The following is a 12,077-nucleotide window of genomic DNA, read 5'->3' on the forward strand; positions in this document are numbered from 1 at the left end:
GCAACGCTTCATTGTATAGGGTTGGGAATGTATGGGGCTTTGGCATTGAAATTTATTTTGAGAAAATGAAACCTAAATCAGTAAGGAACTTACCATTTAAACCCGTTGTTTCCCGTTTCGCTTTCGGGTTCGCCCAGCTTATGGGTAACGCTTTCAACCTTTGGCAATACATACGGAATAAGTTTACAAAGTATGTTCAGCCGTTGCACGGGTTCAAGTTCTTTGAGGGTGTCGGGTAGCTGTTCAAGTTCCTTTTGCATTAACTCTTTGAGGGTGTCCCGTATGTTACCAGTCAAAGGCTTGTTATACTCAATCTGTGGTTTATCATTTTTCNGAATTATAAAGATAATCCCTGTCTTTCATCATTTCGTGCATAGCCCATTCATATTCCCCGAGTGGTACTTTATAGAAATTACCAAAGAAAAGCAGGTTTACTTTTTTAGCTGCAATATCATCCCGCGTAAAGGTGCCACTGGTTACTTTAGGCCTTGTGGAAAGTATGGCAAAAATTATGGACACCACGCTAAAGCTCATAAGGATAAGCGTAGGGGTAACAAGGTGCGCATTACCCGGGCTGTCGAGCTTTGGCAGCAGCGTAGTTAAAGCAATAGAAATAATGATGGCATTAACTGAGAGCAATATGTTTGCCTTACTATCCGCAATTTCACTCAGGCGCGTGTGGTTGTTCAGCGTTACTCGGAACATAGTATCAATACCTCTGTCGGGCCGGTCGATTTTTTCGAGTTTTTTTTTATTCAGTTTATCTTTTGAAGATTTTTTACCACCAGACTGCAATGCATTTATACGCACCTGCAGTTCTGTTATGTTCTTTTCTTTTAACGGCTGTAACATTTCTTTTCCAAACTGGGTATAAAAGCGGTGCCCGTTCAGCAGCATTTTTCTGTTACCGATAGCCCATTCCAGGTCGGTATATACCTTTCCCTGTGTGAGCCGCCATTCTTCCCTTAAAAGTTCCGACAAGCCTGCATAATTGCTGTCCGCAAAATGGGCACAGTCAGCATCCCGAAGTACCTGCGCGGCCAGGTCAACGGGTTCGGCATCCATACGGGTTGCTTCAATAAGCTGTGCCACTCTTTCAGCTTTAACTTGCGGGTATCCCTGCAAATGCAGAAACTCAGCAGCCATTGTGGCGCTACGTGCTTCATGGCCTTCATTACCCTCCACATAAGCCACATCATGAAACCATGCAGCAAGCAGCAGCGCTTCTTCATCATCACCCTTAACACCTTCAGCTGCTAAAATTTTCTTAACATCGTTTACAACCCGTAAAGTATGATTATAATTGTGGTAAATATATTCTGACGATAGTTTATCTTTGAATAAATTATATACATAGTTTTCAGCTTCCTTAACAATATCCATGAGGTACAAAAATTAATACTACCAATTTATGAAATTCTTTTGGGTTAGAACTAAAGCTAAAGGAAATATTAAAATTCTGCGGTACGGGTGTATGGCGTTACTGGTAAGCGGGTGCGCTACCTACAAGCCCCGGTACGGTGTTGCCACAGGGCCTTATAAAACTGTTATAACCTATGATGAACCTCAAAAACCGCTTCACCGATTTTACCTCATTGGCGATGCAGGTTACGCCAACGGGCCTGATACACACGAGGTCCTTTCGGCAGTAGGCCGCAACCTTGAAAAGGAAGGTGAAAATACGTCCCTGCTGTACCTTGGAGATAATATATACCCCTATGGGATGCCTGTTAAAAAAGACGGCGCTAAAAGAAAAGATGCTGAAGGCAGCCTGAAAGCACAAATGGAACTGGCAGGGCTTTTCCCTGGCAAAACGTATTTTATACCGGGCAACCACGACTGGTATAGCGGCTATAATGGCCTTAAGGAGCAGGAAAAATTTATTGAGGCAATACTTGGCAAAGATGCTTTTTTGCCGGGTAAGGGCTGTGGTATTACCGATGTTAAAGTAAATGACAAACTGACTGTAATAGCCATTGACAGCCAGTGGTATATTGAGGACTGGGACAATTATCCTACTATAAACGATGACTGCACTATAAAAACACGTGAAGACCTTTTTACTGAGCTGGAAAGCCTGCTCAATAAAAACCAGGACAGGGTTATAGTGCTTGCCATACATCATCCTCTGATGAGTAACGGCGCACACGGCGGGCAGTTCTCGCTAAGGAAACAGCTTTTCCCACTTAAATACCATGTGCCGGTACCGGTACTGGGTACACTTATCAATATAGTGCGGAGAGCTTCAGGGTACAGCACCCAAGACATACAAAGCCGGGTGTACCGGACACTCTCAAACCGTATAAAAGCGCTTATACAAGGGCGCGATAATGTTATTGTAGTATCCGGACACGACCATAACCTGCAATACATAAACCACAATAACATACACCAGATTATAAGCGGCTCCGGCTCAAAAAAAGAAGCTGCCAAAGCTGTTTATGACAATGACTTTTCATATGGTGGTGCCGGATACGCGGTATTGGACATCAATGATGACGGTACTGGCGAGGTATCGTATTTTGCAGTAAAGGATGGAAAAGAGGATAAGTTGTTTGAACACAAAATACTGGTAAAGCCTAATCCTGAACTTAAAATTTACCCAGCTGTTTATCCTGATTCTGTAAGCACCTCTGTTTATCCGGCATACATGGATAACAGGAGTACGCTGCACAATGTCCTGCTGGGAAAACACTACCGCAGGTATTACACTATGCCGATTAAGGCAAAAACCGTATTACTCGACACGCTTTATGGCGGGCTGAAGCCGCTGAAAGCAGGTGGTGGCCACCAAACCCTGTCGCTTAGGCTGGCTGACAGTACAGGCAAGGAATATGCTATGAGGGGGCTGCGGAAAAGCGCCACCAAGTTCCTGCAGGCAGTGGCATTTAAAGACCGGTATATGGGCGATGCATTTGAAAATACATTTGCCGAAGATTTCCTAATGGATTTTTATACAACAGCACATCCGTACATACCGTATACGACAGCAAAACTGGCTGGCAGCGCGGGGCTTTACCACAGCAACCCTAAGTTGTATTACGTGCCGAAGCAGAATGCCCTAGGCATATTTAATGAAGAATATGGCAATGAACTGTATGTGATTGATGAGCATGCGGGCAGGGAACAGAAGAACCTTAAAAGCTTCGGCAACCCTGACGACATCGAAGACACAAAAGATGTATTAAAAAACCTCGCTAAAGACCCTAAGTACCGCATTGACGAACAAATGTATATCAGGGCGAGGCTTTTTGATATGCTCATTGGCGACTGGGACAGGCATGGTGACCAGTGGAAGTGGGCAGAATTTAAAAATGATGGCAAGGTAATCTATAGGCCTATACCTAAAGATCATGACCAGTCATTTGTAAAATACGACGGGGCTTTGCTGTGGGTTTTGCTTAACATCCCGGCGTTGCGGCAGATGCAAACCTATAAAGATGAAATAAGGAATGTAAAATGGCTTAATAAAGTAGCCTACCCCATGGATCTGGCCATGATTGTAAAAGCAGAGGAGAAGGACTGGACTGAGCAGGCCAACTATATTAAGCAGAACCTTACTGATGAAGCTATTGACAATGCTTTTGCTGACCTGCCGGACGAAGTAAAGGACGGCACCATTGAACAGCTGAAGGCCAGCCTGAGGTCGAGGCGCGATAAATTAGATAAATATGCCCTTGAGTACAGGGATACACTGTTGCGCACTGTAGTGGTGGCAGGAACTGATAAAAAAGAAAAGTTTATGATTACACGCATGCCTGGCGGTGAAACGCGTGTGCAGATGTACAGCCTGAAAAACGAGAATGCGGGGCTATTGCTTGACAAGACTTACAGCAGTACAAAAACAAAAGAATTATGGATATACGGGCTTGATGATGATGATATTTTTGAAGTTAAAGGCCAGCCCGGCAAAAGGCCGATATACCTGAGGCTGCTTGGCGGCCAGAACCATGACACCTATACTATTGAAAATGGCAAAAAGGTAAAGCTGTATGATTTTAAGAGCAAGGCGAACACATACACTACCGACACACGCACCAGCCTTGTCCTTACTGATGATTATGAAACCAATATGTATGATTATAAAAAGCCACAGTACAACGTGGCAGCTGCCTATCCTTACGTGGGGTTCAACCCAGATGACGGAGTGAAACTGGGCGGGATACTCAACTACACTGTTAATAATTTTAACCGGAGGCCCTATTCGCAAAAACATTCAGTAAAGGCTAATTATTACTTTGCCACGTATGGCTGGGAACTTATTTATCGCGGGACATTTATGAATATAGCGAGTAAGTGGAACTTTGCAGTAGATGCCACATATACCAGCCCAAATTTCAGCATCAATTATTTTGGCCAAGGCAATGAGACTCCGAATTTTGATGACGGCCTGGGCATGAATTACAACCGCGTGAAGCTACAGGTTTTCCGCGTGGCGCCCTCTATCTTTACCGAGAGCAGGAACGGCAGCCTTGCTGAACTGCAGGCCAGTTTTGAAACTATTGAGATAGACGGCACTTCCGGCCGTTTTATCAACCAGCCCGGTGCTGTGCGCGATTACCTTTTTGAACATCGCCAGTTTGGCGGTATCAATGCCAGGTATAGCTTTGAAAATTATGATAACCCGGCGCTTCCAGCGCTTGGTATGGGCTTTAATTTTACCGGTGGATGGACAGCCAGCCTTGATGAAATGAATAACAACTTTCTGCATACCACGGCAGGCATACGCGTAGTGCACAAGATCACGCCGGATGATAAACTGGTAATAAACACGCTTTTGAGAGGAAGATTTATTTTTAACAATAATTATGAATTCTACCAGGGCGCTACCCTGGGTGGTGATAATGACCTCAGGGGCTACCGCCGCGAGCGATTTACCGGAAGACACTCATTTTTCCAGAGTACTGACCTCCGGTATACCATAGGGACATGGAAGAGTAGTTTTATTCCTTTGAAATACGGCCTTTACGGAGGTTATGATTATGGGCGTGTATGGGTTTCAGACGATACTTCCCAAAAATGGCATCAGTCTATAGGCGGTGGCGCTTTTTTAAGCGGGGTTGATGCTATTACGGCCAGGCTTTTTTGTTTTTATGGATCAGACGGTACACGGCTGGCCTTTGCCATGGGATTTACTTTCTGAATTCTGCCAAACTGAGTTTATAAAGGTTACCCCCGCTTTTTTTATCTTTCTCATCGGCAATAAATAGCGTACTGCCATCTTTGAAGCAAATTCCTTCTTTTTGTGAAAAATGACCTAACTCGTGTTCTTCCATTTCAGCTGCACCAAAGTTTTCCGGAGTAAAACCCGTTACCAACCCTATCCTGTCCCCAGCAAGGAGTACCACAGTTTTGCCGTCCGGGCTGATATCGGCTCCTGTAACTGCACACTTTTTATACACGCCACAGGTATTTAAATTGCCTATGGCTTCAGCAGCATGCCTGCCTGCCGCGTTCGGCACTTTATATACCGTGAGGTCCCCATTAAAGCCCGCGCTCCTGTTCTTTGTGAAAATATAGAAATAGCCCTGGTATTCAAAAAATGCTTCGGCGTCAAAGTACCTGGCCGATTTTTTGGGTGGGAAATCTTTCTGCTCCGGATAGTAAAAATTTATGACCAAAGAAGCCTCTGCTACCTCTCCTGCTAGGCTTCAATGGCCGATTTTATATATAGCCAGGTCGTCCCTGTCGTTATCATTGTTCCCAAAATCGCCAATGTATAGATTTCCTTCGGTATCAGAAGTAATATCTTCCCAGTCTTTATTTTTACAGGCAATGGCGATTTGTGCCGTAATTTCTCCCGCATCCGAAAGGCGGTATAGTATATTTTTATTGCCGCTGTCTTCTATAGCCCACAGCGCATTACCGGTATATTCAATGCCGGAAACTTCACTAAGTGGCAATGCGGCTACCCTGATAAGTATACCGGAGCCGGCAGTGCAGGCAAGTGTTAATAATAAGAAAGGTACTATAGCGCATTTCATGAAAACTGGCTTTTGATGTAAAGTTACACAGTTCGCCTGAATTAAATAATAAATTGCTTCTAATTTACAGATGGCTCAGCCTGCTGTCAGAATACTGACTGACAAAAGACTGCTTTTTTAAATCAAACCTGCACAAGAAAGTCAGTAAGTACGTTAATCAAGAGTTAATTATCTAACCCTTACGCTCCTGTATTGGTATCTTTATCATAAAAGGACTATACGATGAGGGCAAACAAAAAACTATTTTGCATTGGAGCCATTTTATTGGCATTATTTTCATGCGGCAAGAATAAATCTGAGGACAAACCACCGCAGGGCAAGAATATACATAATGAAGATATTCAGGGTGTACAGCATGAGAACAGGGACAATCAATTTCCTGAAAGCAGGAATGACAATACCGAAGGCAACGGGCTGGAAACCGGAGCCCCGACAGATACTATTGACGGGGATGGTGATACAAAAAAACTGTAAACATGATATCAACAGTGGCAAAAAGCCTCAATACCGGCATGCACGAACTCAGGGCACTTTTTGAAAAGCAGCTGCGGCAACTTTACTGGGCAGAGCAGCAAATGTCAGGTATTATAGCCTCTGTTATTGATGCCTGCTATTCGGCTGACCTTGTAGCAGCTCTTAAAGAGCACAGGGTGAAGAACCTGTCGCATGTGAACCGGCTTCAAAGAATATTCAGCATAAGCGGTATTGAAGCCGTCGCAGAGCCTTATGAAGCGCTGGCCTGCTTTTTAAAAGAAGTACGAGACATAATCACGGCCACCAGGGCTGGGGTTGTGCGCGATGCAGGTATAATATCTGTGCTACAGAAAATGGGGCATTATGAAATTGCGTGTTATGGTACCATGCGTGCTTATGCTATAGCGCTGCGCGAAGAGGAAGCCATACCGTTGCTGGAACTGACACTTGACGAATAAAAGTATACCGATATAGTACTGACGGCAATAGCAGAATCGCATATAAACACCGAAGCAGCAGATAAAGAGATTTAGCCATGATAAAAACCTTAAATGATAAAGAGCAGGAAGAAGAGCTGCTGGAACAGGATCATCCTGATACTGTAAAAGAAATACCGTCAATCCACTAAAAAAATATAGCTATGGAAAAACCTGATTCGTTCCCTGAACAAACACAAAGCCAGCCGGGTGATGAACACAAAATGCGCCCGGAACCTGAAGTAATACGCCAGGATTATAAAGGCTGCGGCAGGCTTGAAGGCAAAAAAGCCTTTATAACCGGCGGCGACAGTGGCATAGGCCGCAGCGTAGCCGTACATTTTGCCCGCGAAGGGGCCGATGTGGCCATTGTTTACCTGGAGGAAGATAAAGATGCCACAGAAACCAGGGAAATGGTTGAAAAAGAAGGCAGGAGATGCGTCCTTATAAAAGGCGACCTTAAGGATGAGGCTTTTTGCAAAGAAGCTGTAAAACAGGCTGCCGGGCAGCTTGGAGGGCTCAACATACTGGTAAACAATGCGGCAATGCAGTTCCCTAAGAAAGCATTTAAAGATATTACCGGCGAACAGGTACGCACTACTTTTGAAACCAATATACTGCCGTTTTTTTATGTAACCAGAGAGGCCCTGGGCCACATGGGCGAAGGAGACAGCATTATAAACACAACATCGGTTACCGCTTACCGCGGAAGTGAGCACCTGGTTGACTACAGCAGCACCAAAGGAGCTATAGTATCTTTTACCCGGTCTGCATCAGCTATGCTGGCAGAACAGGGCATACGGGTGAACGGTGTAGCTCCAGGCCCTATCTGGACACCGCTTATACCTTCAACATTTGAAGGGGAAGAAGTTGAAAAATTTGGCCAGAGCGTACCGATGAAGCGTGCCGGGCAGCCATCAGAAGTTGGCCCCGCATATGTTTTCCTGGCCAGCAGGGACGCATCATACATTACAGGGCAGATAATACATGTTAATGGCGGCGAAGTGGTAGGGGGATAATAAAAAAATTAAATAAAACAGATATGGAAACCAACAAAAATAAGAACAACGGACAGGGTGAAGAGATCAACTTCACAAGGGATAACAGCAAACTGAAAAATCAAAACGAAAATCAGAAAAAGCCGGACGGGATGCTGCCTGAGGATGACCCTGCCGTAATAAACCCTGATGAACTGGCTACATTTCCTGACGAAGTTAAAAATGATGACCCGGACACTGAGGAAGAACGCAAAAGCAGGGCTGTTAACCTGAAATCATCACCGGTCAGGGACGGCCGCAACATAACCCGCACCGATACTACCGCCGATAATGACGGGGGATTCATGTAATTTTATGGGGCAGAAAAAGCGAGGGCAGCTAATTTTTCCGTATATTTATATTCTAAATCAATGGGTTATGGAAGAAAACACTACATCTGGGCTTTCGGGTGCAATATACCCGGATACCACAAATCAAGAGCCCGGGTCCCGGAGCCCGTGGCTTGCTTATGAACCCGACCCGGCTGTCATCAATCCTGATGAACTGGCAACCTTTCCTAAAAATGTAAACAAGGAGGTTTATGTACATGGCCATACAAGCCTGCACCACGGCAAAAGCACCCCGGTAAGGGAAGGAAGGAATATAATACGGACAGATACTAATCCTGACAAGAACGGATTTATGTAAAACCAAATCAGGAACTGTTTCAGGATGTCATTCTGGATATTGTATATCAAATGAAGCATCCCCTGCATGTTAAATACATGGCATGCTTCCTTCAACAGAATGCCAAAAGTGCCCGTTAAAGCACTTTTGAAGGAAACAGTTCCTGATTTATTTGTGTCCCAGCATATTTATGCTGTTTTCCGCTTTGACTTTTTCTGGCTTTTTTTCCTGTTGTCAGTACTGTCTTTAACTGTTGCCGGGTCCGGTGTACTTTTAACATGGTCCCGTGTTTTAATTTCATCTTTACGGGGCGTTACGTGGTTGCCCTGTGGCGCTTTGGCAGGGTCAAGTACATCATTTTGCACATCTGCATCTTTTTTGGCCCGGTCATCAGCCGTTGTTCCCGTTGGGTCAGGCTGGGTTTGCTGGGGCTGTCCGGGGGGCACCTGTGCAGATGCTACCCCAAATGCAAGTACGGCAGCCAGTGTTACGAGTATCTTTTTCATAATGGATTCTTTTAAGTTATTATTATAAAGGTAAGCCTTAAAAATCCTAAAGGAAATAAGGTTAACCAATATTTAACTACCTCACCTGCAGCTTTTCAAGGGGTGTAAAAGCAGGGCCTTCTATGACGTCACCGTCAGTACTGAAGCGTGAGGCATGGCAGGGGCAGTCCCAGGTTTTTTCAGCGCTGTTCCAGTGTACAAGGCAGCCCATGTGCGTGCATACGGCCGAGCAGGCTTTTACATTTCCTGATGCTTCGTTATACACCGCTACTTTTTTCCCGTCAACTTCAACTACACGTCCTTCACCGGTGGGTATATCAGCAATTTCAGCGTCTTTAAAAAGTACATAGTCCTTAAATGTAACAGCTGCATTGATTGCATTTTCCTTTATGAACTTACCGGCAGCCTTTAGCGGGTTATGCCGGGTGGCATCAAACAGGCGGGTATAGTCGTTTTCGTTGCCTGTAATCAGGTCGCGTATTATAATAGCGGAAAGCGTGCCATAGGTAAGCCCGTCGGTTGAAAATCCGGTAGCAACAAATACATCGGAACCCTTCCTTTTTCTTCCTATGTAGGGCAGTCCGTCAGCCGGCTTATAGTTTTGCCCGCCCCAGGTGTTGGTCACTGCTTCCACATCAAAATGCTCCCTTAAAAACTTTTCCAGGTGTGCAATATTTTCATTATTGTCCTCCTTTTGCCCCACTTCATGCGTCTGCCCTATCACCATCAGGTACTTTTCCCCATTATGCTCATAGGAGCGGGCAGAGTATCTTTCATTCCTCTCATAATAGCCCCACATTATGCCTTCAGGATAGGAGCCTGATGCAAGTTTTACCGCTACGCCATACTCACGGTAAGTCCCCAGCAGTGAATGAAAATCCAGGAACACCCCTTTTGGCGTATGCGTGGCATGCACCACATACCGGGCGTGGATAGTGCCTTTGTGAGTGCGTACCTTTTTTATTTTTTCATCTTCATCATCAACAGCTATTACAGCGGTTTGCTCATAAATGCGGCATTTTTCATCATGTATTGCTTGTGCGAGCTGCTGCACATACCGTAGCGGATTAAAATTAGCCTGCCCCCCTATCCTGAAACCTGTTACAACAGGAAAAGGCAACTCACCGGGCAGTACTTCCTCAGCCGGAGCGCCTGCCTGCAGCGCGGCCTTAAACTCTCCTTTCACCTTATCGATGTTCTCCTCATTTGCAGCGTACAGGTACCATGTCTGCCTTCTGAAATCGCAGTCTAAACCAAACTGTGACACATTTTGTGCTACAAGCTCCATAGCATCCCTGCGTGCTGAAAGCACTGTATTGAGGGTATCAGCATTATATTTAGACTTAATAGTATCAAATCCTTCTTCCACCGCTATATATAAATTGCCGGTGCTGCTGCCGGTGCTGCCGCCCCCCACGCTGTATGATTCGGCCACAACAACATTATACCCCGCTTCTTTCAGCAGTAACGCGGTTGTTATGCCGGTTATACCACCGCCTATTATGGCAACATCGGTTGTTGTGTCGCCGTCAAGTGCCGGGAAGCCGCTGCCCGAAGAATAGGATTTCCATATTGATTCCATGCCTGTACCATTAAATAATTTTCCTGTTTCCATAATTGATTGTTTAGTAACCAAAAGGTAGTTACAATTGTTGCAGGGCGCTGTTAACCGCGCGTTAATCAAGAGTTAATTTCTAATGATACCACTGTTAGTATGATTAAATTTAAGTACGTTCCTTATAAAAAGTAAGCCATGAAGAAGTATAAGAACAAAGAAGGAAATTCCGGCGTAACAGGTTATGAGGCCGGCAATGATAACATTAAAGTAGAATTCGGGCATGGTGCCGTTTACCTTTATACTTATGCCAGCGCAGGCAAAAGGATAATTGATAAAATGAAGGAACTGGCAGAAGAAGGACAGGGGCTGAGCACCTATATAAGCCAACAAGTTAAAGACAAATATGAAGCCCGGATAAAATGATAAATACTCCTCCATGAAGCTTACGGAAGGCATCATCATAAAACTGCCATACTAAAAATAAATAACTCATTAATATATTCGGAATGAACCTGATTGAGATTCTGGGATTGGGTGCTGCTGTGCTGACTACAGCCGCCAACATACCGCAAACTATAAAAGTGATACGCACGCGCTCTACCAAAAGCCTGTCATGGGCCACGTATGCAATGCTATTTACAGGAATGGCGCTATGGACAGTTTACGGCGTATTACGTGATGATATCCCTGTTATACTGGCCAATATTGTAGCAGGGACGCTTTGCGGCATAATACTGTTCATGAAACTTTATAGCATGTATCAAAACAGGGAGAGCGCGAAACACCAGGATTTTTAACCCAACGATAAGCAGGGGGCCAGGAAATATAGTGCCGGCACCGTCAGCGTAAGTATGTGCCCCCACAAATAGGGTAACTGAGAATTTATAGTTAGTACAATTTAACATTAACTGTTATTTTCTTGCTAAATACCTTATTATTAACATTCTTTGAAATGGTTCTTCCTTACATTTATTTATTAAACTAAAACCACTCCTTATAATGAATTTATTTGTAAAATATAACCTGGAAACCACGTGTAGGATGATATTGCGGGAACAGCTTGATAAGTTTAACCTGGACTACCGCATTACAGGTATGGGTTGTGTGCAGTTTGCAGACAGTATCCCCATGGAAAAGTACCGCTCCCTGATGGCAGAACTTAATAAATACGGAATTGAGGTTATAGACAACCAAAAAGCCATACTGGTACAGCGTATTAAAGATGCAATTATGGGGATGCTGCACTACAATGACATACCCCTTGTAAAAATATCGACATATCTCTCAGAAAAGCTGGATGAAAGTTACAGGACACTGTCACAGGTATTTTCTGAAATATGCCATATATCTATTGAAAGCTTTATTATTATAACGTGAGTTCGATATAAAAAAGTTGTCTGTTTTGAATGAAAGAA

At 44.3% G+C, this 12,077-nt stretch carries 15 protein-coding genes; 9 read left to right on the forward strand and 6 right to left on the reverse strand.

The features are described from left to right. Nucleotides 1-89: 89 nt before the first annotated feature. Together CHU92_RS08350 and CHU92_RS08355 are read right to left on the reverse strand one after the other, a co-directional pair. On the reverse strand, nt 90-260 hold the full coding sequence (locus CHU92_RS08350) for a hypothetical protein (protein ID WP_207759821.1): 171 nt from the start codon (nt 258-260) through the stop codon (nt 90-92). Nucleotides 261-324: 64 nt separating this feature from the next. Further along, complete coding sequence (locus tag CHU92_RS08355) at nt 325-1,383, reverse strand: Pycsar system effector family protein (RefSeq protein WP_094414521.1); 1,059 nt, start codon at nt 1,381-1,383, stop codon at nt 325-327. 28 nt (nt 1,384-1,411) lie between these two features. Here CHU92_RS08355 and CHU92_RS08360 point away from each other — a divergent pair, with 28 nt between their 5' ends. After that, nucleotides 1,412-5,143, forward strand: a complete 3,732-nt coding sequence (locus tag CHU92_RS08360) for a metallophosphoesterase (protein ID WP_094414523.1) — start codon at nt 1,412-1,414, stop codon at nt 5,141-5,143. On the opposite strand, the gene CHU92_RS16100 is transcribed toward CHU92_RS08360, so the two are convergent. Next, the gene (locus CHU92_RS16100; protein WP_243389574.1) at nt 5,133-5,621 is read right to left on the reverse strand and encodes a hypothetical protein; all 489 of its coding nucleotides are present in this window, start codon (nt 5,619-5,621) and stop codon (nt 5,133-5,135) included. The two genes, CHU92_RS08360 and CHU92_RS16100, sit on opposite strands and share 11 nt — an antisense overlap. A 30-nt stretch (nt 5,622-5,651) precedes the next feature. Then, nucleotides 5,652-5,984, reverse strand: coding sequence for a hypothetical protein (locus tag CHU92_RS16105; protein WP_243389575.1), 333 nt, complete (start codon nt 5,982-5,984; stop codon nt 5,652-5,654). Nucleotides 5,985-6,206: 222 nt separating this feature from the next. Here CHU92_RS16105 and CHU92_RS08370 point away from each other — a divergent pair, with 222 nt between their 5' ends. The 5 genes from CHU92_RS08370 (at nt 6,207) to CHU92_RS08390 (ending at nt 8,619) form a co-directional block, all read left to right on the forward strand. Then, on the forward strand, nt 6,207-6,458 hold the full coding sequence (locus CHU92_RS08370) for a hypothetical protein (protein ID WP_094414525.1): 252 nt from the start codon (nt 6,207-6,209) through the stop codon (nt 6,456-6,458). A 2-nt stretch (nt 6,459-6,460) separates the two neighbouring features. Beyond that, complete coding sequence (locus tag CHU92_RS08375; protein ID WP_094414527.1) at nt 6,461-6,916, forward strand: DUF892 family protein; 456 nt, start codon at nt 6,461-6,463, stop codon at nt 6,914-6,916. A gap of 182 nt (nt 6,917-7,098) precedes the next feature. Continuing rightward, nucleotides 7,099-7,953: an SDR family oxidoreductase gene (locus CHU92_RS08380; protein ID WP_094414529.1), complete on the forward strand. Its 855-nt coding sequence runs from the start codon at nt 7,099-7,101 to the stop codon at nt 7,951-7,953. Nucleotides 7,954-7,976: 23 nt separating this feature from the next. Next, nucleotides 7,977-8,282: a hypothetical protein gene (locus CHU92_RS08385; RefSeq protein WP_094414531.1), complete on the forward strand. Its 306-nt coding sequence runs from the start codon at nt 7,977-7,979 to the stop codon at nt 8,280-8,282. Between the two features lie 67 nt (nt 8,283-8,349). Further along, nucleotides 8,350-8,619: a hypothetical protein gene (locus tag CHU92_RS08390; RefSeq protein ID WP_094414533.1), complete on the forward strand. Its 270-nt coding sequence runs from the start codon at nt 8,350-8,352 to the stop codon at nt 8,617-8,619. A gap of 167 nt (nt 8,620-8,786) precedes the next feature. Here CHU92_RS08390 and CHU92_RS08395 read toward each other — a convergent pair whose 3' ends face one another. Then, nucleotides 8,787-9,104: a hypothetical protein gene (locus CHU92_RS08395; RefSeq protein WP_129583035.1), complete on the reverse strand. Its 318-nt coding sequence runs from the start codon at nt 9,102-9,104 to the stop codon at nt 8,787-8,789. 76 nt (nt 9,105-9,180) lie between these two features. Next, on the reverse strand, nt 9,181-10,719 hold the full coding sequence (locus CHU92_RS08400; RefSeq protein ID WP_094414537.1) for an FAD-dependent oxidoreductase: 1,539 nt from the start codon (nt 10,717-10,719) through the stop codon (nt 9,181-9,183). A gap of 138 nt (nt 10,720-10,857) precedes the next feature. Here CHU92_RS08400 and CHU92_RS08405 point away from each other — a divergent pair, with 138 nt between their 5' ends. From CHU92_RS08405 to CHU92_RS08415, 3 genes are all read left to right on the forward strand, one after another. Continuing rightward, the gene (locus CHU92_RS08405; protein WP_094414539.1) at nt 10,858-11,085 is read left to right on the forward strand and encodes a hypothetical protein; all 228 of its coding nucleotides are present in this window, start codon (nt 10,858-10,860) and stop codon (nt 11,083-11,085) included. Between the two features lie 83 nt (nt 11,086-11,168). Next, nucleotides 11,169-11,459, forward strand: coding sequence for a SemiSWEET family sugar transporter (locus CHU92_RS08410; RefSeq protein ID WP_094414541.1), 291 nt, complete (start codon nt 11,169-11,171; stop codon nt 11,457-11,459). A 202-nt stretch (nt 11,460-11,661) separates the two neighbouring features. Continuing rightward, nucleotides 11,662-12,039, forward strand: a complete 378-nt coding sequence (locus CHU92_RS08415) for a hypothetical protein (protein WP_129583036.1) — start codon at nt 11,662-11,664, stop codon at nt 12,037-12,039. Nucleotides 12,040-12,077: the final 38 nt, after the last annotated feature.

It is taken from the genome of Flavobacterium cyanobacteriorum (genome assembly GCF_002251835.1).
Classification (GTDB): domain Bacteria; phylum Bacteroidota; class Bacteroidia; order Flavobacteriales; family Flavobacteriaceae; genus Flavobacterium; species Flavobacterium cyanobacteriorum.